The 24,034-nt window shown below is 71.3% G+C and carries 24 protein-coding genes and 1 pseudogene; 10 read left to right on the plus strand and 15 right to left on the minus strand.

Translation table 11 applies throughout. The annotated features are described in order from the left end of the window. Window positions 1-201 precede the first annotated feature (201 nt). Both ACFV9W_RS08705 and leuA read right to left on the minus strand, forming a co-directional pair. The gene (locus ACFV9W_RS08705) at window positions 202-897 is read right to left on the minus strand and encodes a TerB family tellurite resistance protein (RefSeq protein ID WP_385756965.1); all 696 of its coding nucleotides are present in this window, start codon (window positions 895-897) and stop codon (window positions 202-204) included. Window positions 898-1,084: 187 nt separating this feature from the next. Beyond that, window positions 1,085-2,806, minus strand: a complete 1,722-nt coding sequence (leuA, locus tag ACFV9W_RS08710; protein WP_385756967.1) for a 2-isopropylmalate synthase — start codon at window positions 2,804-2,806, stop codon at window positions 1,085-1,087. A 288-nt stretch (window positions 2,807-3,094) separates the two neighbouring features. Here leuA and ACFV9W_RS08715 point away from each other — a divergent pair, with 288 nt between their 5' ends. Genes ACFV9W_RS08715 through ACFV9W_RS08730 form a run of 4 tightly spaced genes read left to right on the plus strand, consistent with a single transcriptional unit; the run spans window position 3,095 to window position 7,100 of the window. Beyond that, window positions 3,095-4,180, plus strand: coding sequence for a M4 family metallopeptidase (locus ACFV9W_RS08715; protein WP_385756969.1), 1,086 nt, complete (start codon window positions 3,095-3,097; stop codon window positions 4,178-4,180). A gap of 26 nt (window positions 4,181-4,206) precedes the next feature. Further along, on the plus strand, window positions 4,207-4,473 hold the full coding sequence (locus ACFV9W_RS08720; RefSeq protein ID WP_385756970.1) for a protealysin inhibitor emfourin: 267 nt from the start codon (window positions 4,207-4,209) through the stop codon (window positions 4,471-4,473). 57 nt (window positions 4,474-4,530) lie between these two features. Continuing rightward, complete coding sequence (locus ACFV9W_RS08725; RefSeq protein ID WP_385756972.1) at window positions 4,531-5,862, plus strand: GH1 family beta-glucosidase; 1,332 nt, start codon at window positions 4,531-4,533, stop codon at window positions 5,860-5,862. Further along, window positions 5,859-7,100 (plus strand): MFS transporter, encoded by a 1,242-nt coding sequence (locus ACFV9W_RS08730; protein WP_385756974.1) that lies wholly within the window; start codon window positions 5,859-5,861, stop codon window positions 7,098-7,100. The genes ACFV9W_RS08725 and ACFV9W_RS08730 overlap by 4 nt, the downstream gene beginning before the upstream one ends. Before the next feature lie 13 nt (window positions 7,101-7,113). Here ACFV9W_RS08730 and ACFV9W_RS08735 read toward each other — a convergent pair whose 3' ends face one another. After that, window positions 7,114-7,968 carry an NAD-dependent epimerase/dehydratase family protein gene (locus ACFV9W_RS08735; protein WP_385756976.1) on the minus strand — a complete coding sequence of 285 codons (855 nt, stop codon included), beginning with the start codon at window positions 7,966-7,968 and terminating at the stop codon, window positions 7,114-7,116. Between the two features lie 144 nt (window positions 7,969-8,112). On the opposite strand from ACFV9W_RS08735, the gene ACFV9W_RS08740 reads away from it, so the two are divergent. Continuing rightward, window positions 8,113-8,955, plus strand: coding sequence for a helix-turn-helix transcriptional regulator (locus ACFV9W_RS08740; RefSeq protein WP_385756978.1), 843 nt, complete (start codon window positions 8,113-8,115; stop codon window positions 8,953-8,955). A gap of 4 nt (window positions 8,956-8,959) precedes the next feature. On the opposite strand, the gene ACFV9W_RS08745 is transcribed toward ACFV9W_RS08740, so the two are convergent. Next, a complete protein-coding gene (locus tag ACFV9W_RS08745) occupies window positions 8,960-9,982 on the minus strand; it encodes a GTPase Era (protein ID WP_385756980.1) in 1,023 nt (340 codons plus the stop codon). A 120-nt stretch (window positions 9,983-10,102) separates the two neighbouring features. On the opposite strand from ACFV9W_RS08745, the gene ACFV9W_RS08750 reads away from it, so the two are divergent. Further along, window positions 10,103-11,404: an ammonium transporter gene (locus tag ACFV9W_RS08750; RefSeq protein WP_385756982.1), complete on the plus strand. Its 1,302-nt coding sequence runs from the start codon at window positions 10,103-10,105 to the stop codon at window positions 11,402-11,404. Further along, the gene (locus tag ACFV9W_RS08755; protein WP_326023216.1) at window positions 11,401-11,739 is read left to right on the plus strand and encodes a P-II family nitrogen regulator; all 339 of its coding nucleotides are present in this window, start codon (window positions 11,401-11,403) and stop codon (window positions 11,737-11,739) included. Before ACFV9W_RS08750 ends, ACFV9W_RS08755 begins: the two co-directional genes overlap by 4 nt. A gap of 159 nt (window positions 11,740-11,898) precedes the next feature. Here ACFV9W_RS08755 and ACFV9W_RS08760 read toward each other — a convergent pair whose 3' ends face one another. From ACFV9W_RS08760 to ACFV9W_RS08770, 3 genes are all read right to left on the minus strand, one after another. Then, a complete protein-coding gene (locus ACFV9W_RS08760) occupies window positions 11,899-12,246 on the minus strand; it encodes a transglycosylase family protein (RefSeq protein WP_385756984.1) in 348 nt (115 codons plus the stop codon). 350 nt (window positions 12,247-12,596) lie between these two features. Next, complete coding sequence (locus ACFV9W_RS08765) at window positions 12,597-12,950, minus strand: cytidine deaminase (protein ID WP_385756986.1); 354 nt, start codon at window positions 12,948-12,950, stop codon at window positions 12,597-12,599. Window positions 12,951-12,984: 34 nt separating this feature from the next. Continuing rightward, the gene (locus ACFV9W_RS08770) at window positions 12,985-13,905 is read right to left on the minus strand and encodes a helix-turn-helix transcriptional regulator (RefSeq protein ID WP_385756988.1); all 921 of its coding nucleotides are present in this window, start codon (window positions 13,903-13,905) and stop codon (window positions 12,985-12,987) included. 47 nt (window positions 13,906-13,952) lie between these two features. Here ACFV9W_RS08770 and ACFV9W_RS08775 point away from each other — a divergent pair, with 47 nt between their 5' ends. Further along, window positions 13,953-15,374, plus strand: a complete 1,422-nt coding sequence (locus ACFV9W_RS08775) for an MFS transporter (RefSeq protein ID WP_385756989.1) — start codon at window positions 13,953-13,955, stop codon at window positions 15,372-15,374. Here ACFV9W_RS08775 and ACFV9W_RS08780 read toward each other — a convergent pair. The 5 genes from ACFV9W_RS08780 to ACFV9W_RS08800 all read right to left on the minus strand — a co-directional run bounded on the left by ACFV9W_RS08780 (window position 15,371) and on the right by ACFV9W_RS08800 (window position 19,809). Beyond that, window positions 15,371-15,736 carry an MmcQ/YjbR family DNA-binding protein gene (locus ACFV9W_RS08780; protein WP_385756991.1) on the minus strand — a complete coding sequence of 122 codons (366 nt, stop codon included), beginning with the start codon at window positions 15,734-15,736 and terminating at the stop codon, window positions 15,371-15,373. The genes ACFV9W_RS08775 and ACFV9W_RS08780 overlap by 4 nt on opposite strands. Further along, a complete protein-coding gene (locus ACFV9W_RS08785; RefSeq protein WP_385756993.1) occupies window positions 15,733-17,028 on the minus strand; it encodes a hemolysin family protein in 1,296 nt (431 codons plus the stop codon). The genes ACFV9W_RS08780 and ACFV9W_RS08785 overlap by 4 nt, the downstream gene beginning before the upstream one ends. Next, window positions 17,025-17,522, minus strand: a complete 498-nt coding sequence (gene ybeY / locus ACFV9W_RS08790) for an rRNA maturation RNase YbeY (RefSeq protein WP_385756994.1) — start codon at window positions 17,520-17,522, stop codon at window positions 17,025-17,027. The genes ACFV9W_RS08785 and ybeY overlap by 4 nt, the downstream gene beginning before the upstream one ends. Before the next feature lie 12 nt (window positions 17,523-17,534). Further along, complete coding sequence (locus tag ACFV9W_RS08795; RefSeq protein WP_385756996.1) at window positions 17,535-18,569, minus strand: PhoH family protein; 1,035 nt, start codon at window positions 18,567-18,569, stop codon at window positions 17,535-17,537. A 151-nt stretch (window positions 18,570-18,720) separates the two neighbouring features. After that, window positions 18,721-19,809 (minus strand): carbohydrate kinase family protein, encoded by a 1,089-nt coding sequence (locus ACFV9W_RS08800; protein WP_385756998.1) that lies wholly within the window; start codon window positions 19,807-19,809, stop codon window positions 18,721-18,723. An 86-nt stretch (window positions 19,810-19,895) separates the two neighbouring features. On the opposite strand from ACFV9W_RS08800, the pseudogene ACFV9W_RS08805 reads away from it, so the two are divergent. Together ACFV9W_RS08805 and ACFV9W_RS08810 are read left to right on the plus strand one after the other, a co-directional pair. Further along, window positions 19,896-20,107 (plus strand): annotated as a pseudogene (locus tag ACFV9W_RS08805) (helix-turn-helix domain-containing protein); the annotation flags it as partial. Window positions 20,108-20,329: 222 nt separating this feature from the next. Next, window positions 20,330-21,691 (plus strand): MFS transporter, encoded by a 1,362-nt coding sequence (locus ACFV9W_RS08810; RefSeq protein ID WP_385757000.1) that lies wholly within the window; start codon window positions 20,330-20,332, stop codon window positions 21,689-21,691. On the opposite strand, the gene ACFV9W_RS08815 is transcribed toward ACFV9W_RS08810, so the two are convergent. From ACFV9W_RS08815 to ACFV9W_RS08825, 3 genes are read right to left on the minus strand one after another with little or no spacing between them, the layout of a single operon-like run. Continuing rightward, window positions 21,643-22,674, minus strand: a complete 1,032-nt coding sequence (locus ACFV9W_RS08815) for an adenosine deaminase (protein ID WP_385757002.1) — start codon at window positions 22,672-22,674, stop codon at window positions 21,643-21,645. The two genes, ACFV9W_RS08810 and ACFV9W_RS08815, sit on opposite strands and share 49 nt — an antisense overlap. Before the next feature lie 26 nt (window positions 22,675-22,700). Next, the gene (locus tag ACFV9W_RS08820; RefSeq protein WP_385757004.1) at window positions 22,701-23,609 is read right to left on the minus strand and encodes a ribonuclease Z; all 909 of its coding nucleotides are present in this window, start codon (window positions 23,607-23,609) and stop codon (window positions 22,701-22,703) included. A 10-nt stretch (window positions 23,610-23,619) separates the two neighbouring features. Beyond that, on the minus strand, window positions 23,620-23,958 hold the full coding sequence (locus ACFV9W_RS08825) for a histidine triad nucleotide-binding protein (RefSeq protein ID WP_385757005.1): 339 nt from the start codon (window positions 23,956-23,958) through the stop codon (window positions 23,620-23,622). Window positions 23,959-24,034 lie beyond the last annotated feature (76 nt).

The following is a 24,034-nucleotide window of genomic DNA, read 5'->3' on the forward strand; positions in this document are numbered from 1 at the left end:
CGATGCGTCCAGATTCCGACCCGGAGGGGCCCGATACGTCGACCGAGGGACCGACTTGGGGGGTACTGCGGGGGGCGTCAGAGGCGGCCCACTACTCCCTGGGGAGTATCAACGGGACCCGACAGCGGAAGTCCGTATTTCAAGCCCCTGCGGCGATTGAGCAGCGGGGTCCGGGGCAGCGCCCCGAGACGTAGCCCCGCCTCAGCTGGGCGTCCGCGCCGCCGCAACCAACAACTCGCCGACCTCATCCGTGCACAAGGTCAGCGCCGCGCCCACCGTGCCGAGCACGTCCCGCTCCCCCGCCGCGTACATCCCGTCCGCGAGCGCGATCCGCGCCCCTTGCAGCAGGATCGACTCCCGCCCCGCCGGAGCGAGATGCTGCGCCAGCGGGTCAAGCGCCTCGTGCAGCTCTATGGCGAGCCCGGCCCCCGCCCCGCACTGCTCGGCGACCCGCCCCGCGTCGGTGACCAACGCATCGACGAGCGCGGCGAGTTGTTCCTCGGAGGTGTTCTCGAACCCGGCGTCCCGCAGCGTGCCCACCGCGCATTCGAGCGCCGGCGCGGACGTTCCGCCGCCCGCGAGGACCGCAAGGACCACCGTGTGCACGGCGTCCCGCAGCATCGCCGAGAAGCGGTGCGTGGTCGGGTGGTCGAGCGCGTCCGTGCCGAACCGGCCCTCGCAGGCCGCGCATTCGACGACCGGGCCGTCCTGTCCGCGCGGCACGACGGGCACACCGAGCAGCACAAGGCGGCGCTTCCCGGTCCGCCGCTGATAGTTGCGATCGCCGCCGCAGCCAGGACAGAAGAACTCGCCGTCACCCACGGTGGTCCATATGGTGTGCACCCCGAACACCCGCGAGAGCCCGGTCAGTCCCATGCGTCCATGATTCGGCAGCACGTCGCACACCTCCCGTCGTGGCGCCGCATCATCGCGGCGTTGGCGTGATGTTAGCCACATTGTTGATGCGGCGTCAGTACCTTGGTCACGCCGAGGTCACGGAACTTGTCGTTCCTGGCCTGGATGCGACGCGGCCCCGCACACCCACAAAAGGTGCGCGGGGCCGGAAAACCGCAGATCAACTGCCTCAGCGGCTCGCGCGGTTGACCGCGGAGACGACCGCCTTCAGCGAGGCACGTGTCGTGTTCGCATCGGTGCCGATGCCCCACAGAACCTTGTCCTCGATGGCGACCTCGATGTACGAGGCGGCGACCGCGGAGGCGCCCTCGCTCATCGTGTGCTCCTGGTAGTCCAGCAGCCGGGCGTCGATGCCGATGCCCTGCAGGGCGTGGAAGAAGGCGGAGATCGGGCCGTTGCCGGTGCCGACCAGTACCTGCTCGACGCCGTCCACCTCGGCCTCGACGGTCAGCGTGTCCACGCCGTCCGTGTCGGTCGTGGTCTGGCCCGTCTTGACCTGGATGCGGCCCCACGGGTTGGACGGGTTGGGCAGGTACTCGTCCTGGAAGACGGCCCAGATGTCCTTCGGCGTGACCTCGCCGCCCTCGGCGTCCGTCTTCTGCTGGATGACCTTGGAGAACTCGACCTGCATACGGCGCGGCAGGTCCAGGTTGTGGCCGTCCTTCAGGACGTACGCGATGCCGCCCTTGCCGGACTGCGAGTTGACGCGGATGACGGCCTCGTAGGAGCGGCCGACGTCCTTCGGGTCGATCGGCAGGTACGGGACGGCCCACTCGATGTCGTCGACGGTGACGCCCTTGGCCTTGGCGTCGGCCTCCATGGCGTCGAAGCCCTTCTTGATGGCGTCCTGGTGGGAGCCGGAGAAGGACGTGTAGACCAGGTCGCCCACGTACGGGTGGCGCGGGTGGACCTCCATCTGGTTGCAGTACTCCCACGTGCGACGGATCTCGTCGATGTCGGAGAAGTCGATCTGCGGGTCGACGCCCTGCGAGAACAGGTTCATGCCCAGGGTGACCAGGTCGACGTTGCCGGTGCGCTCGCCCTGCCCGAACAGGCAGCCCTCGACGCGGTCGCCGCCCGCCATGACGCCCAGCTCGGCGGCGGCGACGGCGGTGCCGCGGTCGTTGTGCGGGTGGATGGACAGGCAGACGTACTCGCGGCGCGACAGGTTGCGCGACATCCACTCGAAGCGGTCCGCGTGCGTGGACGGCGTCGAACGCTCCACCGTGGCGGGCAGGTTGAGGATGATCTCGCGGTCCGGGCCCGGCTGGTAGACGTCCATGACGGCCTCACAGACCTCCAGGGCGAACTCCAGCTCGGTGTCCGTGAAGATCTCGGGGCTGTACTGGTAGCCGAACTTCGTCTCCGGGCCCAGCAGCTTCTCCGCGTACTTCATGACCAGGCGGGTGCCGTCGACGGCGATCTGCTTGATCTCTTCCTTGGAGCCGCGGAAGACGACGCGGCGGAAGACCGGCGCCGTGGCGTTGTAGAGGTGGACCGTGGCGTTCTTGGCGCCCTTCAGGGACTCCACGGTCCGCTCGATCAGGTCCTCACGGGCCTGGGTCAGCACGGAGATCGTGACGTCGTCCGGGATCGCGGCCGGGTCCTCGATGATCGAGCGTACGAAGTCGAAGTCCGTCTGCCCCGACGCGGGGAAGCCGACCTCGATCTCCTTGTAGCCCATCTTGACCAGCAGGTCGAACATCGCGCGCTTGCGGGCGGGCGACATCGGGTCGATCAGCGCCTGGTTGCCGTCACGCAGGTCGGTGGAGAGCCAGCGGGGGGCGGTGGTGATGCGCTTGCCGGGCCACGTGCGGTCCGGGATGTCGACCTGGTCGTACTGGCCGTACTTGTGGATCGGCATGGAACTGGGCTGCTGGCGGTTTGCCATGATGCGTGGGCTCCTCGGAGGTGGCCTTGAAGGCGGCCGACGGCGCAACACCAAACTCCGCGGGGAGGGAGCCGGCCTTGTCTACAGGCCCTCGCCGCGGCAGCTAAGGAGAAGCAGCCCGAAACGCATGATGCACCGCACCTTAGTCGAGTCTCGTCGTTCGCGAAGGCCCGTATCAGTATGCGGGACCGTGGACAGGTAACGGGTAAGAGGTGATCAATACCTCTATTTCGTTAATCATGGTGGCAGGTAGTGACAGCGGCATGACCCAGTGCCACATTGCCTCGCATGACCGCGAAAACCACGGGGAACCCAGCGGGGTTCGAGCCCGTTTTCTGCACCATCGTGCCGCCCCACGTCCTCGACAAAGCAGCTCGCAGCGAGGACTCCGCGATCGCCGCCCGCGCCCGCCGCTCCCTGGAGCGCGACGCCTTCGAGCGCACGCACCGCCGGATGACGACCGTCATCGGCGCGCCCTCCGTCGCCCCGCCCGCGGGCCTGGAGGGCCAGAAGCCGCACCGCACCATCTACGACGCCCGGCACCGCACGGAGCTGCCGGGGCGGAAGGTGCGCGGCGAGGGGGACAAGCCGGGCAAGGACGCGACCGTCAACCGCGCGTACGCGGGGCTCGGCGCGACGTTCGAACTCTTCCTGGAGAAGTTCTCCCGCTACTCGATCGACGGCGACGGTCTGCCGCTGAACGCGACGGTGCACTACTCCGAGGACTACGGGAACGCGTTCTGGAACGGCGAACAGATGGTGTTCGGCGACGGCGACGGCGAGCTCTTCCTCGACTTCACCATCCCCGTCGACGTCATCGGCCACGAGCTGACCCACGGCGTCGTCCAGTACACGACGAACTTCACGTACTTCGGCCAGCCCGGCGCCCTCAACGAGTCGATGGCGGACGTCTTCGGCTCGCTGATCAAGCAGCACACGCTGGGCCAGACCGCGTCCGAGGCCGACTGGCTGATCGGCGCCGGGCTGCTCGCGCCGCGCGTCACCGGTGTCGCCCTGCGCTCCATGAAGGCCCCGGGCACGGCGTACGACGACGACGTCCTCGGCAAGGACCCGCAGCCGGCCGACATGGACCACTACGTGAAGACGGGCCGTGACAACGGCGGCGTGCACATCAACTCCGGCATCCCCAACCACGCGTTCTACATCCTGGCCGAGTCGCTCGGCGGGCACGCGTGGGAGCGGGCCGGGCAGATCTGGTACGACACGCTGACCGCGGGCGGCCTCAAGGAGGACTGCCTCTTCCCCGACTTCGCCAAGGCGACGGTGAAGGCGGCGCAGGCCCGCTACGGCGGCGGCGAGGAGTACCAGTCGGTGCTCAAGGCCTGGGAACAGGTCGGCGTTCCTACCCAGTAGGCGCGGGTTGGAGTAGACAGGGACCCATGCGTATTCACGTAGCGCGCACGGGCGGATTCGCCGGCATCGACCGGCACGCCGAGGTGGACACGGCGGGCCGGTCCGATGCCCACGAGTGGCACGCCCTCGCCGAGAAGGCGATGGCCGCCGGCCGGAGCACACCGCCGATAGGGGTGCCCGACGGCTTCAGCTACACGATCACGGTGGACGACACCACGGTGTACTGCGCGGACCCCCGGCTGACGGAGGAACAGCGCAGGCTGATCTCGCGGGTGCTGAAGGAAGGGGCGTAACAGGCCCCGGCCGCACGGGCGTTGACTTCCTACCGACGGGTACGGATGATCGCGCCCATGACCGCGACCGAGGCACCGCTCCCCGCTTTCCCGCCCGGTTTCCTGTGGGGCGTCTCCACATCGGCCCACCAGATCGAGGGCGCCGTCGACGGGCGCGTGCCCTCGGTCTGGGACGCGTTCGGCGCCGAACCCGGCCGGATCAAGGACGGCTCGACGGCTGAGGTGGCCTGCGACCACGTGGCCCGCTACCGGGAGGACGTGGCGCTCGTCCGCGACCTGGGCGTGGACGCGTACCGCTTCTCCGTCTCGTGGCCCCGGGTGCTCGCCCCGGGCGGACTGGACTTCTACGACCGGCTCGTCGACGAGCTGTGCGCGCAGGGCGTACGCCCCGTCCCGACGCTCTTCCACTGGGACCTGCCGCTGTCCCTCCAGGAGGCGGGCGGCTGGCTGGAGCGGGACACCGCGTCCCGCTTCGCCGAGTACGCGGCGACGGTCGCGGCCCGGCTCGGCGACCGCGTCGGCAAGTGGATCACCCTCAACGAACCCGCGGAGCACACCCTGCTCGGGCACGCGCTCGGCGAGCACGCCCCCGGCAAGAAGCTGCTCTTCGACGCGCTGCCCGTGGCCCACCACCAGCTCCTCGCCCACGGCCTCGCGGCGCGGGCGCTGCGCGCGGCGGGCGCCCGCGACATCGGGATCGCCAACTCGCACGGCCCGACCTGGCCCGCCTCCGCCGACCCGGCCGACACCGGGGCCGCCGACCTGTACGACATCATCCTCAACCGGCTCTTCTCCGACCCGCTGCTGCTTGGCCGGTACCCGGACGGGTTCGGGGAGCTGATGCCCGGCGCCGACGTGGCCGCCGACCTGAAGGTGATCTCCGAGGACACCCTCGACTGGTACGGGATCAACTTCTACCAGCCGACGAAGGCGGGCGCGCCCGGCGCCGCCGACGTGGACTTCGCCGGCATCACCATCCCCGCCGAACTCCCCTTCTCCGTAAGGGAGATCGAGGGCTACCCGACGACGGACTTCGGCTGGCCCGTGGTGCCCGACGCGCTCACCGAACTCCTCGTCGGCTTCCGCGAACGCTACGGCGACCGGCTGCCGCCGCTCGTCATCACGGAGAACGGCTGCGCGTACGAGGGCCTCGACGACCAGGACCGCATCGCGTACCTCGACGGCCACATCCGGGCGGTGCACCGGGCCGTCACGGCGGGCGTCGACGTGCGCGGCTACTTCGTCTGGTCGCTGCTCGACAACTTCGAATGGGCGGAGGGCTACACGAAGCGCTTCGGGCTCGTGCACGTCGACTATGCGACGCAGCGGCGCACCCCGAAGGCCTCGTACGGCTGGCTGCGGGACGCGCTGCGGGCGCGCCGGGCATGACGGCCCCCGCCCTTCAGGAGCCGGGCGAGCGGGTCGGACGCGGCTGGACGGCGGCCCTCTCGCTGGCCAACGGGGCGATCTGGGTCGGCTGGTACGGGCCGCTGCAGATCCTGCTCGCCCGGCAGTCCGAGCACTTCGCGCCGGGCACCGGCCTGTCGAAGGAGTCGCTGCTCGCGTGGGTGACGGGCGTCGGCGCAGTGGTGTCCCTGGCGGCGAACCCGCTCTTCGGCGCCCTCTCGGACCGCACGGTGTCCCGGTACGGGCGGCGCACGCCGTGGATCGTGGCGGGCGCGGCGGGCGGCGCCCTGTCGCTGCTGCTGCTCGGGGGCGCGGGCGCGGTGTGGGTGCTGTTCGCGGGCTGGTGCCTGGTGCAGCTGGCCCTGAACGCGGCGTTCGCGGCGGTCACGGCCGCCGTCCCCGACCGGGTGCCACGGCGGCAGCGGGGCGCGGTGGGCGGCTGGCTCGGGGCGGCGCAGATCCTCGGCGTGGTCGTCGGCACGGGGCTCGCGACGGTGGCGGGCGGGGTGGGCGCCGGGTACGCGGCGTGCGCCGCCTTCACGCTCCTCGGCGTGGCCCCGTACGTGCTGCGCCACCCGGACCTGCGGCTCGCGCCGCACGACCGCCCGGCGTGGTCGTGGCGCCGGTTCGCCGCGGGGTTCTGGCTGAGCCCGCGGCGCTACCCGGACCTCGGCTGGGCGTGGCTGACCCGCTTCCTGATCAACCTGGGGAACGCGCTGGTCCTGCTCTACCTCTACTACTACCTGCGCGACCGGCTGCACCTCGACGACCCGGACTCGGGGGTCCTCGTGCTGACCGCGGTGAACGGGGTGACGCTGCTCGCCACCGTCGTGGTGGGCGGCGCCTGGTCGGACCGGGTGGGGCGGCGCAAGCCGTTCGTGCTGTGGTCGGGCGTGCTGATGGCGGCGGCGACCGGGATGCTCGCCGGCTGGCAGACGTGGACCGGCGCGATCGTCGCGGCGGCCGTCCTCGGCGTCGGCTTCGGCGTGTTCACCTCGGTCGACTTCGCGCTGATGACCGATGTCCTGCCGAAGGCGCTCGACCGCGGCAAGGACCTCGGTGTCATCAACATCGCCAACTCCCTCCCCCAGGTCGCCGCCCCCGCGCTCGCCGCTCCGCTGGTGAACCAGCTGGGCGGGTACCGGGTGCTGTACCTGGTGGCGGCGGGGGTGGGGCTCGCGGGGGCGCTGCTGGTGCGGCGGATCAAGGGCGTGGCGTAAGGCGCCGCCCGCGCTACATCACCCCGGCGTCCCGAGCCGTCCACACCGTCGGGTGGACCGGGCGGAAGCCCAGCTCGTGCCGGATGCGGCCCGTCGACATCACGGAGTGCCACGGGTCCGGGGTCTCCTTCTCGTACACCTCCGGGGGCACCGGGAGATCGCCGAGCTGGAACAGGTCGACCGTGGTCACCGGGGCGTCGTCGGCGATGTTGTAGACGCCGGACGCCCCGGCCGCGTACAGCAGGCGCCGCAGGCCCTGGGCCACATCGGCGTGGTGGCCCATGTGGAGGCGCTGCATGGCGGGCCAGGACGGCGCCCACGCAAGGACGTCGTCCAGGTGCGGGTCACCGTCGCCGTACACGAAGGGCAGCCGTCCGATCCGCAGGTCGTCGAGCCCTTCCATGGCGCCGAGCGCCCGCTCCGCCTCCCACTTGGACTGCGGGTAGGCGCCCCACAGGTGCCCGCCCGGCCGCGTCTCGTCGTCCTCCACCAGCGGCCTGCCGCGCCCCGCCCCGTACACGAGCCCCGTACTGACCTGCACGAACCGTCGTACGCCCGAGGCCGCCGCGGCCCGGCCGAGCTCGATCGCGGCATCCCGGTTGACCGCCTGCGCCTCCTCGTCCGGCACTCCCCGGAAGGCCGCGGCCACATTCACCACGGAATCCGCCCCGGCCGTCGCCTTGCCCAGCGCGTCCACGTCCCGCAGATCGCCGACGACCACCTCGGCGCCCAGCTCCGCGAACCGCTCGCCGCGCGCCGCGTCCCGTACGAGCACCCGCACCCGGTCGCCCTGCGGCGCGCCCCGCAGCAGCCGGGGCACGAAGCGCCGCCCGACCTGTCCCGTCGCACCCGTCACCAGTGTCAGCATGGCCGCCTCCTCGATAGCGATGTCGTAGCCATGCCTGAAGCCTGTGCCGACGGCGGCCGCGGCGGGAGAGACGCGTTCATCCAGGGACCGGCACTCCCTGGGTACGCACTGGATCGCGGCCCGGCGCCGGGCGATCCTGGAGAGGTGAACCGATCCGAGCTCGCCGACTTCCTGCGCCGCTGCCGCACCCGGCTGAACCCGTCCGACGTGGGGCTGACGGCGGGGCCGCGGCGCCGCACGCCGGGGCTGCGCCGCGAGGAGGTGGCGCAGCTCGCCGGGATGTCCGCGGACTACTACACGCGGCTCGAACAGCGCCGGGGCTCGCATCCGTCGCGGCAGATGCTCACCGCGCTGGCCCGCGCGCTGCGCCTGACCGACGCCGAGCGCGACCACCTGTTCCATCTGGCCGGCGAGGAGCCGCCGCGGCCGGGCGGCTCGTCCGTGCACGTGCGGCCGGGGCTGCTGCTGATCCTGGACCGGCTGCACGATCTGCCGGCGAGCGTGCTGAGCGACTGGGGCGAGATGCTCGCGCAGAACACGATGTCGGTGGCGCTGACCGGCGACCACACGGGGACCAACCTGATCCGCCGCTGGTTCACGGACCCGGCGGGCCGCACCCTGGCCCCGGCCGAGAAGCACGCGGAGCACAGCCGGGCCCACGTGGCGAGCCTGCGGGCGGTCAGCGCGGCCCGCCCGAACGATCCGGGCCCTGCCGCGCTCGTGGCCGAGCTGCGGGCCGCGTCGCAGGAGTTCGAGGAGCTGTGGGCCTCGCACGAGGTGGTGGTGCGCCGCCCGTCACCGAAACGGTTCCTGCACCCCGTGGTCGGCGCCCTCGACCTGGACTGCGAGGTCCTGGTCGGCGACGGGCACAGCCAGCAGCTCGTCGTGCACTCGGCGCGGCCGGGCACGGAGACGTACGAACGGCTCGAGCTGCTGCGGGTGATAGGGCTCCAGGACCTGACGCCGAGCGACCCGGTCCAGCCGTAGAGGGTCAGAAACCGAGCTTGCGCAGCTGGCGCGGGTCGCGCTGCCAGTCCTTGGCGACCTTGACGTGCAGGTCCAGGTAGACCGGCGTGCCGAGGAGCGCCTCGATCTGCTTGCGGGACTTGATGCCGACGTCCTTGAGCCGCTTGCCCTTCGGGCCGATGATGATGCCCTTCTGGCTGGGCCGCTCGATGTAGACGAACGCGTGGATGTCGAGGAGCGGCTTGTCCTTCGGCCGGTCCTCGCGCGGCAGCATCTCCTCCACCACGACGGCGATGGAGTGCGGCAGCTCGTCCCGCACGCCCTCGAGCGCGGCCTCGCGGATCAGCTCCGCGACCATGACCTGCTCGGGCTCGTCCGTGAGGTCGCCCTCCGGGTAGAGCATCGGCCCCTCGGGCAGCATCGGGATCAGCAGATCGGCCAGCAGGTCCACCTGGCCTGCCCCTCTCCCACCACCGCCCTTGTTCGAGGAACTACGTTCCACCCCTTCTTGATGGCCGACCGCCGACACCGGCACGATCTCCGCCCACTCGATGCCCAGCTCCTTGCCGAGCTGGTCGATCGCGATGAGCTGCTCGGCGAGCGCCTTGCTGTCGACGAGGTCCGTCTTGGTGACGATGGCCACCTTCGGCGTCTTCTTGATCGACGCGAGTTCCTTGGCGATGAACTTGTCACCGGGGCCGAGCTTCTGGTCGGCGGGCAGGCAGAAGCCGATCACGTCGACCTCGGCCCACGTGGTGCGCACCACGTCGTTGAGGCGCTCGCCCAGCAGGGTGCGCGGCTTGTGCAGGCCGGGGGTGTCCACCAGGATCAGCTGCGCGTCCTCGCGGTGCACGATGCCGCGCACGGTGTGCCGCGTGGTCTGCGGCTGGTCGGCGGTGATGGCCACCTTCTTGCCGACCAGAGCGTTCGTGAGGGTGGACTTGCCCGCGTTGGGGCGGCCGACGAAGCAGGCAAAGCCGGCGCGGTGCACGGGCTCCGAGGAATTCGACGACTGGGACTGCTGGGTACGAGCGCTCATGGCGCCCATTGTCCCCGATGGCGGGGGTGCCGCAGCACAGTGAGGCCCCGGTAACCGCCCGGCAACAAGAAACACGGCGGAAACCCGAGCGTGCGGTTCCGGAAACGCGCACCCGTGACGCTGATCCGCATGCCTGCCACGACCGTGCCCCTGGCCGCCCCCGCACTCGACACCGGCGACACCGCCTGGCTGCTCGCCGCCACCGCGCTCGTCCTGCTCATGACACCGGGGCTCGCGCTCTTCTACGGCGGCATGGTCCGCTCGAAGAGCGTCCTCAACATGCTGATGATGAGCTTCGTGTCGATCGCCCTCGTGACGGTGGTGTGGCTGGTCGCGGGCTACTCGCTCGCCTTCGGCGACGACGCCTTCGCGGGCCTGATCGGCGGCCTGGAGCACGCGGGCATGGTGGGCATCGGCCCGTCCGACGTGACCGGCACGGTCCCCACCTTCCTCTTCACGACCTTCCAGCTGACCTTCGCGATCCTCACCGCGGCGCTGATCAGCGGAGCGGTCGCGGACCGTACGAAGTTCGGGGCGTGGCTGGTCTTCGTACCCGTCTGGGCGCTGCTCGTATACGTTCCCGTGGCGCACTGGGTGTGGGGCCCGGGAGGCTGGATCAGCACGCAGCTCGGCGCGCTGGACTTCGCGGGCGGGCTGGTCGTGGAAATCGCGTCCGGCGCCTCCGGTCTGGCCCTCTGCCTCGTCCTCGGCCCGCGCATCGGCTTCAAGAAGGACGCGATGCGCCCGCACAACCTGCCGATGGTGGTCATGGGCGCGGGCCTGCTGTGGTTCGGCTGGCTGGGCTTCAACGGCGGCTCGGCGCTCGGCGCGAACGGCATCGCGGCGGCGTCCCTGTTCAACACCCTGATCGCGGGCTGCACGGGGCTGCTGGGCTGGCTGTTCGTCGAGCAGCGGCGGGACGGGCACCCGACGACGTTCGGCGCGGCCTCGGGCGCGGTGGCGGGACTGGTCGCGATCACCCCGGCCTGCGGGGTCGTGGGCGTACCGGGCGCGGCGGTCGTCGGACTCGCGGCGGGTGTCGTCTGCTCGTACGCCGTCGCCTGGAAGCTGCGATTCCACTACGACGACTCCCTCGACGTCGTCGGCGTGCACTTCATCGGCGGCGTGATCGGCACGGTCCTCATCGGCCTCTTCGCGACCTCCGCGATGACCGGCTCCGCCACCAAGGAGGGCCTCTTCTACGGCGGCGGGTTCGGGCAGCTCGGCAAGCAGCTGCTCGCGGTGGTCGTGGTCGCGGCCTACACCTTCCTCGTCACGTACGGGATCGGGAAGGCCATCGACAAGCTGATGGGCTTCCGGGCGGCGGCCGACGAGGAGCTGACCGGGCTCGACCAGACGGCGCACGCGGAGAGTGCGTACGATCACGGCGTCCTGAGTGCCGCCCCCGTCTCCCGAAAGGTCGCGTCATGAAGCTGATCACCGCGGTCGTGAAGCCGTTCCGCCTCGACGAGGTCAAGACCGCGCTGCGGGAGCTGGGAGTGGACGGCCTGACCGTGACCGAGGCCAGCGGCTACGGCCGTCAGCGCGGGCACACGGAGGTGTACCGGGGGGCCGAGTACCAGGTCGACCTGGTGCCGAAGGCGCGGATCGAGGTCGTCGTCGAGGACGCGGACCTCGAACCGGCGATGGACGCGATCGTGCGGGCCGCGCGGACCGGGAAGATCGGCGACGGCAAGGTGTGGGCGGTCCCGGTCGACACGGTCATCCGCGTCCGCACGGGCGACCGCGGCCCGGACGCGATCTGACCTCCGGTCCAGCGCAGGTCCGGTAAATCAAGCCCCTGCGGCGATTGAGCAGCGGGGTATGGGGCAGAGCCCCAATCTTTCGCCCCGTCGGGGTTGACGTCTCGGGGCTCTGCCCCGGACCCCGCGCCTCAATCGCCGGCGGGGCTTAAGTGGCCCCGGTCAGAGGCCCGCCTTCGCGCCGCAGACCGGCCACGCGCCCGGGCCCTGGTCCGCGAGGACCTTGTTGGCCACGGACATCTGCTCCTGCGGAGTGGCCTGGTGCGCAGCGGACGCGTACTGCGTACCGCCGTACGCCGCCCACGTGGAAGGCGTGAACTGGAGCCCGCCGGAGAACCCGTTCCCCGTGTTCGCGGCCCAGTTCCCACTGGCCTCGCACTGGGCGACGGACTGCCACTGGGACGCCGACGCCCCGGTGGCGGCCGACGCGCTGCCGGTACCGGCGAGCACCAGCATCCCGCTGGCACCGGCCAGCACGGCGGCGGTGCCCAGACGGCGGGTACGGGACATACGGGCGGTGGGACGACGAAGCGCGGCGGAGAACACGAAGCAGAACCTTTGTTTGGGGACGTGGTGGGTCGCCCGGCACGGCGGCCGGTCGGTCGGCTGCCGCAGCGGGCGACCTCTCCACCGTGAGCCACGCCGAACCCCCGTCCCATGGGCCGCCCGTCCCACCGGACCGCCCTTCGGTCCCCGCCCGGGGCCCCGCCCCGCCGGGACCTGCGCCCCGGGCCGAACGTCCCGCCGGCCGCTCCCCGGGCCCCCGCGCCCCCACGCACGACGCCCGCCGCACCGGGCCGTCGGACCCGGGTGTGCGGCGGGCGTGAGCGTGCTCACAAAGCCTTGCGCGGCAAGGGAGTTCAGCCGGCCGGCAGCGTCTCCTTCACGGCGCCGTCGCCCCCGGCGAGGAACACCGGCGTACCGGCCCCGCCCAGGTCGCGCACGGCCGCGAGGTCCTCCGCCGGAAGCTCGTCCGACGCGGAGACGACGGCCGCCGCCTCCAGGGACTGCGCGCCGGACGCCACGGCCATGGCGACGGCCGTCTGCAGCGCGCTCAGCTTCAGGGAGTCGAGGGCGACGGTGCCCGCGACGTAGGTGCGCCCCGTCTCGTCACGCACGGCCGCACCCTCGGGCACGCCATTGCGGGCCCGCGTGGAGCGGGCCAGGGTGACGATCTTGCGGTCCTCGGGGCCGAGGTCGGTGCTCTCAGTCATGGGGTGAGCATATGGAAGACGCCCACCAGGGTGTTCACCCGGCCACCGGATACATCGCGCCGCGCCGCCCCTCCGGCGACGCCAGCCACTCCAGCTTCGCCGCCGTGTCCGCCTCGGCAAGCGGCGTGTGCAGCACGACCGTCAGGTCCGGCCGCGCGGGGATCTTCATGGCGGTCGACTCCAGGTGAAGCAGCCCGGCCACGGGATGCGTCAGCTCCTTGCGGACCTGCCCCTGCGCCTTGATGTCGCGGCGCTCCCACAGCTCCACGAACTCCGGGCTCACCGCCTTCAGTTCGGCGACCACCTCCTGGAACCCCTCGTCGTCCGGGCACTCCGAGCAGGCGGCACGGAACTGGGCGACGACCGTCGCCGCGTTCTGCTCCCAGCTCTCGCTGCGGGCGCGGTAGAGGGAGTCGGTGAAGAAGTCGATGACGCAGTTCTGCCGGTTCTCCGGGCGCATCGCGAGGACGATCGACGCCGCGTCGTTGTACATCACGCAGTTGTAGTACGCGTCCATGATGTGCGCGGGGAACGGCATCCAGGCGTCGATGAGCCGCTGCAGCCCGTCGCACATCTGCTGATCGCCCGGCTCCACCTCGTACGCGGGCGGGTTGAGCCCTGCGAGCACATACAGGTGGCGCCGCTCGGAACTGCTCATCTTCAACACCCGCGCCACGGCGTCGAGCACCTGCGGCGACACCGAGATGTCCCGGCCCTGCTCCAGCCACTGGTACCAGGAGGCGCCGACGCCCGCGAGCACCGCGACCTCCTCGCGGCGCAGGCCCGGCGTCCGCCTGCGGGCACCACCGTCGGGCAGGCCCGCCTCGGTGGGCGAGACCCGCGCCCGACGGCTCATCAGGAACTCCCGCAACTCGCTGAGCCGGTGCTTCTTGAGCGCTGCGCTCTCGGCCACGTACAACTCCCCCCGCTTGCCTGGTGGTCCGACCACCAGCATAAGTTCCCACTCTCCACGGATATTCCGGTCGTACGAGGCTCTCGACCATGGCGATCGACACCGCAACCTCCACGGCTCCCCTGCCCCAACCACCCACCGCGCCCCGCCTCTCGGGCCGCGACAAGCTCGTCCTCTTCGTCCTGTGCGCCGCCCAGTTCATGGTGGCGCTCGACTTCTCCGTGCTGAACGTGGCGCTGCCGGTGCTCGGTCCCGACCTCGGCATGAGCACGTCCGCACTGCAGTGGGCGGTGACCGCCTTCGCCCTGCCGTCCGGCGGCTTCCTGCTCCTCTTCGGGCGGATCGGCGACCTGTACGGACGGCGCAGGATCTTCCTGACCGGGCTCGCCCTGTTCGGCGCGGCCTCGCTGCTCGCGACGTTCGCCTGGGACCCGGCGTCCTTCCTCGCGGGCCGCGCGCTGCAGGGCGTGGGCGCGGCGGCGATCGTGCCGACCGGCATGTCACTGCTGACCACGACGTTCCCGGAGGGCCCGCAGCGCGACCGCGCCCTCGGCATCTCCGGAACGCTGCTCTCCCTCGGCTTCACCGTCGGCATGGTGCTCGGCGGCGTCCTCACCGACACCCTCGGCTGGCGCTCCACGATGGGCCTGCTGACGGTCTTCGCGCTGATCGTGCTGGCGCTCGCCCCCGGCCTGCTGCCCGAGTCCCGCACCCCGGACCGGCCGCGCCTCGACGTCCCCGGCGCCGTCACGGTCACCGGCGGGCTGCTCGCCCTGATCTACGCGCTGTCCACGGCGGCGGAGGTCGGCTTCGGCCGCACCGACGTCCTCGTCACGCTGGTCGCGGGCCTCGCCCTGCTCGCCGCGTTCGGCCGCATCGAGTCCCGCAGCGCCCAGCCGCTGGTCTCCCTGCCGATGCTGCGCCGCCGCACCATCGCGTGGGGCAACGTGGGCGGCCTGATCACCTTCTCGATGATGACGACGGTCGTCTTCGTCCTGACCCTCTACCTCCAGGACGTGCTGCACCTCTCCGCCTTCGAGACCGGCCTCGTCTTCGGCGTCCAGGGCGTCCTGTCGGCGGTCGCGGGCGCCTACGTCCCGAAGGTCGTCGGCCGCTTCGGCGCCCGTCGCACCCTGGTCGGCTCGCTCGCCGGACAGGGCGTGCTCGTCGCCGCACTCCTCGGCATCGGCACCGGCGGCGCCTCCGTGTGGCTCGCGACGGCCGCCGTATCGCTGGCCAGCATGTGCCACCTCGGCGCGATCATCTCGTACGGACTCACCGTCACCTCCGGCGTCCCGGACGCCGAGCAGGGCCTCGCCACCGGCCTGGTCACCTCCACCCAGCAGCTCGGCATGACGGTCGGCATCCCGCTCCTCGGCGTCCTCGCGACGACGTCCACGGACCTGCTGACCGGAGTGCACACGGTGATCGCCCTGGACGCGGCGCTCATCCTGGCGGCGGCGGCGCTGGTGGCGCTGGGGCTGCGCACGAAGCGCGCCCAGCGCGCCTAGGACCGGTCGAGGCGCAGCCGCTCGGCACGCGGCAGACCCGCCACCACCAGGTCGTACGAGTCCTCGATGAGCTCCCGGACCACCCGGTCCGGGAGCTCGGCGGGCCGGTCCACGGTCACCGTGTTCCAGTGCCGCTTGTTCATGTGCCAGCCCGGCACGACGACCCCCTCGTACTCGCCGCGCTGCCGCAGCGCGTCCTCGGGGTCGCACTTGAGGTTGACGGTCAGCGGGCGGCCGTCCAGGTGCGAGAGCGCGAACATCTTGCCGAGCACCTTGAAGACGGAGATCTCCGGACCGAACGGGAAGTCCTCCACCGCCGCGTTGAACGACAGGCAGAACGCTCGCAGCTCCTGAGGAGTCACCCGGTGACCTCCTCCTTGTCCTCGCCCACCGGCTCCGAGAGCACGGTCACGATCTTGTTCCGGCGGCCCGCCGCGGCCTCCGCCGTCAGCCGCAGCTCCCGCCCGTCGGGCAGCGTGACCAGTGATGACGCCCCGGCGATAGGAACCCGGCCGAGCGCCTTGGCGAGCAGCCCGCCCACCGTCTCCACGTCCTCGTCGTCGAACTCCTCGATGCCGTACAGCTCACCGAGGTCCCCGATGTCGAGGCGGGACGTCACCCGGAACCGCTCGTCGCCCAGCTCCTCCACGGAGGACACCTCGCGGTCGTACTCGTCGGTGATCTCGCCGACGATCTCCTCCAGGATGTCCTCGATGGTGACGATGCCCGCCGTGCCGCCGTACTCGTCGATGACGACGGCGACGTGCGTGCGCAGCTGCTGCATCTCGCGCAGCAGGTCACCCGCGTTCTTGGTGTCCGGCACGAAGGTCGCGGGCCGCATCGCGGTGGACACCAGCTCGGCCTCGGCATCGCGATTGATGTGCGTCTTGCGCGAAAGATCCTTCAAATACACGACGCCGACGACGTCGTCCTCGCTCTCGCCGACCACCGGTATACGGGAGAAACCCGACCTGAGCGCGAGCGTGAGCGCCTGCCGGATCGTCTTGTACCGCTCGATGACGACGAGGTCGGTGCGCGGCACCATCACCTCCCGCACGAGCGTGTCACCCAGCTCGAAGACGGAGTGCACCATGCGGCGCTCCTCGTCCTCGATGAGGGACTCCTTCTCGGCGAGGTCGACCATGGCCCGCAGCTCGGCCTCGGAGGCGAACGGGCCGCGCCGGAAGCCCTTGCCGGGCGTCAGCGCGTTACCGATGAGGATCAGCAGCGGCGGGATCGGCCCCATGATCCGGGCCAGCGGCAGCAGCACGTACGCCGCCGCCGTCGCGGTGTTCAGCGGGTGCTGCCGGCCGATGGTGCGCGGCGACACCCCCACGGCCACGTACGACACCAGCACCATCACGCCGATGGCGACGAGCAGCGCCTCCCACGTCTCGGGGAACTCCTCCAGGCACGCGTACGTGACGAGCGCGGCGGCGGCCATCTCGCAGGCGACGCGCACCAGGAGCGCCACGTTCAGATAGCGCGTCGGGTCGGCGGCCACCTGCGAGAGCTTGGCGCCGCCGCGCCGCCCGGACCGCACGGCCTCCTCGGCACGGAAGCTCGACACCCGCGCGAGACCGGCCTCCGCGCAGGCCGCGAGCCAGGCGATCACGACCAGCGCGACGGCCCCGGCGATCAACGAGAAACTCATGACACGGTCGGCGCCGGCGACGGCCCCGTCAGCCCCTTCTCCGCACGCCAGCCGTCCACGATGCCCGCCTGAAGCCCGAACATCTCGGCCTTCTCGTCGGGCTCCTCGTGGTCGTACCCGAGCAGGTGCAGCACCCCGTGCACGGTCAGGAGCTGGAGCTCCTCGTTCATGGAGTGCTGCGTCGGCGCGTCCTCACCCTGCTTCTTGGCGACCTCCGGGCACAGCACGATGTCACCGAGCAGACCCTGCGGGGCCTCCTCCTCGTCCTTCATCGGCGGCCGCAGCTCGTCCATCGGGAACGACATGACGTCCGTCGGCCCCGGCAGGTCCATCCACTGCACGTGCAGCTGCTCCATGGCGTCGGCATCCACGACGATCACGGACAGCTCGGACAGGGGATGGATCCGCATCCGGCCGAGCGCATAGCGGGCGATGTCGAGGATCGCCTGCTCATCGACCTCGGTTCCGGACTCGTTGTTGACGTCGATCGACATGGCGCTGTTGTTCTACTTCCCTCTGGGGCGGCTCTTGCGGGAGCCGTTCTCCGTACCGTGCTCGGTGTCGTACTTCTCGTACGCGTCGACGATACGGCCGACGAGCTTGTGCCGGACGACATCCTGCGAGCTGAGCCGCGAGAAGTGCACGTCGTCGACCCCGTCCAGGATGTCCTGCACCTGCCGCAGACCACTCTTCGTGCCCCCCGGCAGGTCGACCTGCGTCACGTCACCGGTGATGACGATCTTCGAGTCGAAGCCGAGGCGGGTGAGGAACATCTTCATCTGCTCGGGGCTGGTGTTCTGCGCCTCGTCGAGAATGATGAATGCATCATTCAACGTCCTTCCACGCATGTATGCCAGCGGCGCCACCTCGATGGTCCCCGCCGCCATCAGCCGCGGGATCGAGTCCGGGTCGAGCATGTCGTGCAGGGCGTCGTACAGCGGGCGCAGGTACGGGTCGATCTTCTCGTAGAGCGTCCCCGGGAGGAATCCCAGCCGCTCCCCCGCCTCCACCGCCGGGCGAGTCAGGATGATGCGGTTGACCTGCTTGGACTGGAGGGCCTGCACCGCCTTCGCCATCGCGAGGTACGTCTTTCCGGTACCGGCGGGGCCGATGCCGAAGACGATCGTGTGCTTGTCGATCGCGTCGACGTAGCGCTTCTGGTTCAGCGTCTTGGGGCGGATGGTGCGGCCGCGCGACGACAGGATGTTCTGCGTGAGGACCTCGGCCGGGGTCTCCTGGCCGTCACCCCCGCCGTTCTGCGTCGTCTTCAGCATGGCGATGGAGCGCTCCACGGCGTCCTCGGTCATCGGTGCCCCTGTCCTCAGGACCAGCATCATCTCGTCGAACAGGCGCTGGATGAGGGCGACTTCCGCCGGCTCTCCGGTCGCGCTGATCTCGTTGCCCCGGACGTGGATGTCGGCCTCCGGGAAGGCCTTCTCGATCACTCGCAGCAGCGCGTCCCCGGATCCCAGCACCTCGACCATGGGGTGCTTCGGCGGAACGGTGAACTGTGCGCGGGCGCTGGATGGTGTCTGCGTCATGAGCCGGGCCGGTGGCCCTTGCTTCCTCCCCGTACGGGACTTTCTCAGCGGTGTCTTCTGCGGTGCTGTCCTGCACCGTCAAGGGTACGGCGCGGGTACGACAACGCCGAGTGGGTTTCGGATACGGGTGGGGCCTGGTGGCAGGTGCCGGCTACGCCGACCGTCCGAAGCCGATCGTGGGGACCGCGCGGCGCAGGGGCCAGGCCCGGGAGGTGTCCGGGAGGACGGGGTCCAGGAAGGTGTAGCGGTCCAGGGCGCAGCTGTTCTGGTGGTCGTTCGAGCGGGCCTCCTTCCACCAGGCCGCGATCTCCGACCAGCCCGGCGCCGACAGGGAGCCGCCGAACTCCTGGACGGAGAGGGCCGCGGTGAGGCCGGCGAAGGCGAGGCGGTCGGCGAGCGGCCAGCCGGCGAGGGTCGCGGTGACGAAGCCGGCGACGAAGACGTCCCCTGCCCCGGTGGGGTCGAGGGCCTCGACCTCGATGGCCGGGACGGAGGCCGTCTCGCCGGTCCGCCCGTCCACGGCGTACGCACCTTCGGCGCCGAGCGTCACCACGGCCACCGGCACGTGTTCGGTGAGCGCGTGCGCGGCGGCGCGGGGGCAGGACGTGCGGGTGTAGCGCATCGCCTCCTCGGCGTTCGGCAGGAACGCCTCGCAGTGCCGCAGGCCGGGCAGCGCCGCCAGGTCCCAGCGGCCGGTGTCGTCCCAGCCGACGTCGGCGAAGATCTGCGTCCCGGAGCGCGCGGCCGTCGCGACCCACGGTTCCTCGGTGCCGGGGACGAGCGAGGCGACGGCGGCCCTGGCGCGCGGCGGGCAGTCGGGCGCGGGCTCGACGGGTGGCGGCTCGTGCCCGTGGCTCACCATCGTGCGTTCGCCCTCGTACGCCATGGACACGGTGACGGGCGAGTGCCAGCCGGGCACGGTCCGCGCGTAGCTGAGGTCGATGCCCTCGCCGTGTTCGAGGGCGTCCCAGCAGTACTCGCCGTAGTGGTCGTCGCCGAAGGCCGCGGCGAGCGAGGTGCGCAGGCCGAGCCGGGCGAGCGCCGTCGCCATGTTCGCGATCCCGCCGGGGCTCGACCCCATGCCGCGCGCCCACGACTCCGTCCCCCGCACGGGCGCGCTGTCGAGGCCGGTGAAGATGATGTCGAGGAAGACGGTGCCGGTGAGATAGACGTCGTAGGGCGGGTCGGCCGTGGTGCGCAGCGCCGCGAGGGGGTCCGTTCTGGGTCGTGTGGAGGTCACGTCGCGCTCCCTGCAGTGGTACGGGTCCGGACAGTGTGCACGACCGGTCCCCGTACCCCGGGGGACGACATCAACCTGTCACGAAGCGGCTCCAGGAGCTCGCCGACGAACTCGCGGTGCCGCGCAGCTCCATGTACGCGCTGCTGCAGACGCTCATCGAGCGCGGCTGGGTGCGCACGGACGTGACGGGCTCGGCGAGACGATCCACCTGGGGCGGCTCGACGGCTTCGACGTGGCGTATCTGGCGACCCGCGAGTCGCACGAATACCTGCGGACGTTTCGTCGGGTGGGCCACAGGAAAAACGCCACTCCTGCCCGGCGAAACACCCCCCAAACCAAATGTGTCGCGCGTCACAGGATCCCGCCTTCATGTACCCCTCATGGACTTGATACAAATTGGCCGCGCCCACGTCCCCGGTTCGGTCCCGTTCGCAAAGACGTCGCGCTCCCAACTCCCCTGCCGTAGCACCCCCTTGCCCAAAACAGCGTCCAAGGCAAGGGGCCGTTCATAGGAACGCCCGTGTCCTCGCGTACGTCCCGGCCCGCGCTCATAGCCCTCTTCACGGCCGGCTACCTCGCCGCCTATCTCCTGCCCACCATCGTCGGCAGAGTCGCCGCCGACCTGCGGCTCTCTCCCACTCAGGCCGGTCTCGTCGGCAGTGCGCTGCTGCTGAGCTCGGCCGCCGCGGGGCTCACCCTCGCGGCCCGCGTCGAACGGGTCGGCGCCCGCCGCGCGGCCCGCGCCGGACTGCTGCTCGCCGCCGTCGGCTACGGCACCGCGGCCCTCGCCGCCACCACTCCGCTGGTCGTCGCGGGTGCGATGCTCGGCGGCTTCGGCTCGGGCACGGCGACGGCGGTCGCGGCCACCGGGATCGCCGCCCAGAAGGACCCGCACCGCGCCTCGACGCTCGGCCTGCTGACCGTGTCCGCGCTCGCGTGCGGCCTGTACCTGACCATCCCGCGGATCAGCGAGGGCAGCGCCCTGCCGTTCGCCGCGCTCGCCGCGACCGCGCTCACCGTGTGGCCCGCGACGGGCCGGCTCGACGGACCGGCCACCCCGGACAACCACGCCGCACCGGCCCCCAAGTCGCCGCTCCCCCACGCCCGTTCGGGCCTGGTCCTCGCGGTGACGCTGGTCTGCTGGTCGATGGCGCAGAACGCGCTGTGGGGCGTCAGCAGCCGCATCGGCACCGAACAGGCCGGCCTGTCCGAGGTCGCGGTCGGCTCGGTCTTCGCGGTGGCGCTCGGCGTCGGGCTGCTCGGAGTGATCGGCGCGGGCGCGGTCGGCGTCCGCCTGGGCCGCGCGCTGCCCATCGGCGTGGGCACGGCCGCCATCGCCGCTTGCGTCCTGATCAGCGCCCGCGCGGACGACCTCGCGTCCTTCGCCACCGGCGAGATCGCCTGGAACACCCTCTACCCGGTGGTCCTGTCGTACGTCCTCGGTCTCGCGGCCTCCCTCGACCCGCGCGGACGGTGGGCGGTCCTGATGGGTTCGGCGTCCTCGCTGGGCACCGCGTGCGGTCCCCTGGCGGGCAGCCTGCTGGCCCAGTCGGCCGGCTTCCCGGTGATGGGCGCGGTGCTCGCCGCCGCGCTGCTGCTGCTCGCGGTGCCGCTCACCGCGGTGACCCTGCACACCGGTGGCCGCCCGCTGTTCGCGGGGGCGGTACGGCGCCACAGCGGCGCCCCGGTCGGCGCGACGGTGCCGCCGTCGGGTGTGCTGGAGCAGCCGGTGGTCGAGCTGTTCGACATCGAGACGACCGTGGAGACGCCCGCGTACACGGCGTTCACGGCGGTGGGCCCCGACGGCGTCGAGCCGGAGCCCCTCGCACAGGATCAGCCGGAGATGTCGTCCAGCTCGTACGCCTCGACCTCGGCGATGTAGCGCGCCCGGAGCGCTTCCTCCGCCTCGCTGCCGTCGAGGAAGGACGCCACGAACGAGTTGCGGGCCAGTTCCCGCACTCGGTCGTGGTCGAGGCCCAGCGCCTCGTGGACGGCGTGGAAGGTGTCTCCGACGTAGCCGCCGAAGTAGGACGGGTCGTCGGAGTTCACGGTGCACAGCAGGCCCGCGTCCATCATCTTGACCAGCGGGTGGTCCTCCAGCATGTCGATGGCGCGCAGCCGCACGTTCGACAGCGGGCACAGCGTGAGCGGGATCCGGTCCCGGACGAGGCGGGTCACGAGCTCCGGGTCCTCAAGAGAGCGCAGGCCGTGGTCGACGCGCTCGACACCGAGGATGTCCAGGGCCTCCCACACGTACGAGGGGTCGCCCTCCTCGCCCGCGTGCGCGACCTTGCGCAGGCCCAGCGCGTCGGCCGCCGCGTACACCTCGCGGAACTTGGACGCGGGGTTGCCGACCTCCGCGGAGTCGAGCCCGACGCCGACGATCCTGTCGAGGTACGGCTTCGCGGCCTCCAGGGTCTCCATCGCCGACTCGGCCGACTGGTCCCGCAGGAAGCACATGATGAGCTTGGTCGAGATCCCGTGCCGCTCCTCGCTGCGGGCGAGCGCCCGGTGCAGCCCCTCGACGACGGTCCCCATCGCGACGCCGCGCGCCGCGTGCGCCTGCGGGTCGAAGAAGATCTCTGCGTGCCGCACGCCCTGCTCGGCGGCGCGCGCGAGATAGGCGTCGGCGAGCGCCTCGAAGTCGTCCTCGGTGACGAGGACGGCCATCAGCGAGTAGTAGAGGTCGAGGAAGGACTGCAGGTCGGCGAAGAGGTACGCCTTGCGCAGTTCCTCGGTGTCGGCGTACGGCAGGGTGATGCCGTTGCGGCGGGCGAGTTCGAAGGCGAGCTCGGGTTCGAGGGTGCCTTCGATGTGCAGGTGGAGCTCGGCCTTGGGGATGCGCGCGAGTGGTGCGAGTGACATCCGACCAGCGTACGGCGGGCCCCGGCTCAGCGGCGCTTCGGCACGGGGACGCGGTCCAGGTCGCGGGCGACCGTCAGCTCGCCCTCGAACCCGGCGGCGCGGGCCTGCCGCGCGAACTCCTGCGGGTCGGTGTAGCGCTGGCTGAAGTGGGTGAGGACGAGGTGCCGGACTCCGGCGTCGCGGGCGACGCGGGCGGCCTGGGACGCGGTCAAGTGGCCGTGGTCGGTGGCGAGTTGCTCGTCCTGGTCCAGGAAGGTCGACTCGATGACGAGCAGGTCGCACCCTTCGGCGAGGGCGTCGACTCCTTCGCACAGCCGGGTGTCCATCACGAACGCGACGCGCTGCCCGCGCCGCACCTCGCTCACCTCGTCGAGGGTGACCCCGTTCAGGACCCCCTCCTTCTGGAGCCGGCCCACGTCGGGCCCCTTGATGCCGTGCGCGGCGAGCCGTTCGGGCAGCATGCGGCGCCCGTCGGGCTCGACGAGGCGGTAGCCGTACGACTCGACGGGGTGCGACAGGCGGCGGGCCTCCAGGCGGTACGCGGGGGTGTCGGCGAGCACCGCGCCCTCCCCGTCCACCGGTTCCTCCGCGATGTCGACGGTCTCCTGGTACGCGGTGGAGTACCGCAGCCGGTCGAAGAACCGCTGCCCGGACGCCGGGTAGTGGGCGGTCACCGGGTGCGGCACCCGGTCGAGGTTGATCCGCTGGATGACGCCCGCGAGGCCGAGGGAGTGGTCGCCGTGGAAGTGCGTGACGCAGATCCGGTTCAGGTCGTGCGCGGCCACACCGGCGCGCAGCATCTGCCGCTGGGTGCCCTCGCCGGGGTCGAAGAGGATGCCCTCGCTGTCCCAGCGGAGCAGGTAGCCGTTGTGGTTGCGCTGCCGGGTCGGCACCTGGCTCGCGGTGCCGAGCACGACGAATTCACGGACGGACATGAGGAATCGACTATCCGGGGGGCCACTGCAGGCCACGGCCGCCGAGGACGTGGGCGTGCGCGTGGAAGACGGTCTGGCCCGCGCCGCTGCCGGTGTTGAACACGATCCGGTAGCTGTCCAGCTTCTCGTCCTTGGCGACCTCGCCGGCCTCGCGCAGCACGTCGGCGGCGATGGCCGGTTCGGCGGCGGCGAGCGAGGCGGCGTCGGGGTGGTGGACGCGCGGGATGACCAGGACGTGGGTGGGGGCCTGGGGGTTGATGTCCCGGAACGCGACGGTGGACTCCGTCTCGCGGACCAGGGTGGCGGGGACGTCCCCGTTGGCGATCTTGCAGAAGAGGCAGTCATCCATGCCCGCATCGTATCGATCAGCTGAGCCTGATCTATAGAGCCCCTGCGGCGATTGAGCAGCGGGGTCCGGGGCAGAG

This window comes from Streptomyces sp. NPDC059897 (assembly GCF_042730865.1).
Lineage (GTDB): Bacteria > Actinomycetota > Actinomycetes > Streptomycetales > Streptomycetaceae > Streptomyces.

Bases quoted from the DNA above. Each gene is read 5' to 3' on its own strand.
- leuA (WP_385756967.1), bottom strand. From the start codon at position 2,806: ATGGCAAACCGCCAGCAGCCCAGTTCCATGCCGATCCACAAGTACGGC.
- ACFV9W_RS08715 (WP_385756969.1), top strand. From the start codon at position 3,095: ATGACCGCGAAAACCACGGGGAACCCAGCGGGGTTCGAGCCCGTTTTC.
- ACFV9W_RS08720 (WP_385756970.1), top strand. From the start codon at position 4,207: ATGCGTATTCACGTAGCGCGCACGGGCGGATTCGCCGGCATCGACCGG.
- ACFV9W_RS08725 (WP_385756972.1), top strand. From the start codon at position 4,531: ATGACCGCGACCGAGGCACCGCTCCCCGCTTTCCCGCCCGGTTTCCTG.
- ACFV9W_RS08730 (WP_385756974.1), top strand. From the start codon at position 5,859: ATGACGGCCCCCGCCCTTCAGGAGCCGGGCGAGCGGGTCGGACGCGGC.
- ACFV9W_RS08735 (WP_385756976.1), bottom strand. From the start codon at position 7,968: ATGCTGACACTGGTGACGGGTGCGACGGGACAGGTCGGGCGGCGCTTC.
- ACFV9W_RS08745 (WP_385756980.1), bottom strand. From the start codon at position 9,982: ATGGGCGCCATGAGCGCTCGTACCCAGCAGTCCCAGTCGTCGAATTCC.
- ACFV9W_RS08750 (WP_385756982.1), top strand. From the start codon at position 10,103: ATGCCTGCCACGACCGTGCCCCTGGCCGCCCCCGCACTCGACACCGGC.
- ACFV9W_RS08755 (WP_326023216.1), top strand. From the start codon at position 11,401: ATGAAGCTGATCACCGCGGTCGTGAAGCCGTTCCGCCTCGACGAGGTC.
- ACFV9W_RS08760 (WP_385756984.1), bottom strand. From the start codon at position 12,246: ATGTCCCGTACCCGCCGTCTGGGCACCGCCGCCGTGCTGGCCGGTGCC.
- ACFV9W_RS08765 (WP_385756986.1), bottom strand. From the start codon at position 12,950: ATGACTGAGAGCACCGACCTCGGCCCCGAGGACCGCAAGATCGTCACC.
- ACFV9W_RS08770 (WP_385756988.1), bottom strand. From the start codon at position 13,905: ATGCTGGTGGTCGGACCACCAGGCAAGCGGGGGGAGTTGTACGTGGCC.
- ACFV9W_RS08775 (WP_385756989.1), top strand. From the start codon at position 13,953: ATGGCGATCGACACCGCAACCTCCACGGCTCCCCTGCCCCAACCACCC.
- ACFV9W_RS08785 (WP_385756993.1), bottom strand. From the start codon at position 17,028: ATGAGTTTCTCGTTGATCGCCGGGGCCGTCGCGCTGGTCGTGATCGCC.
- ybeY (WP_385756994.1), bottom strand. From the start codon at position 17,522: ATGTCGATCGACGTCAACAACGAGTCCGGAACCGAGGTCGATGAGCAG.
- ACFV9W_RS08795 (WP_385756996.1), bottom strand. From the start codon at position 18,569: ATGACGCAGACACCATCCAGCGCCCGCGCACAGTTCACCGTTCCGCCG.
- ACFV9W_RS08815 (WP_385757002.1), bottom strand. From the start codon at position 22,674: ATGTCACTCGCACCACTCGCGCGCATCCCCAAGGCCGAGCTCCACCTG.
- ACFV9W_RS08820 (WP_385757004.1), bottom strand. From the start codon at position 23,609: ATGTCCGTCCGTGAATTCGTCGTGCTCGGCACCGCGAGCCAGGTGCCG.
- ACFV9W_RS08825 (WP_385757005.1), bottom strand. From the start codon at position 23,958: ATGGATGACTGCCTCTTCTGCAAGATCGCCAACGGGGACGTCCCCGCC.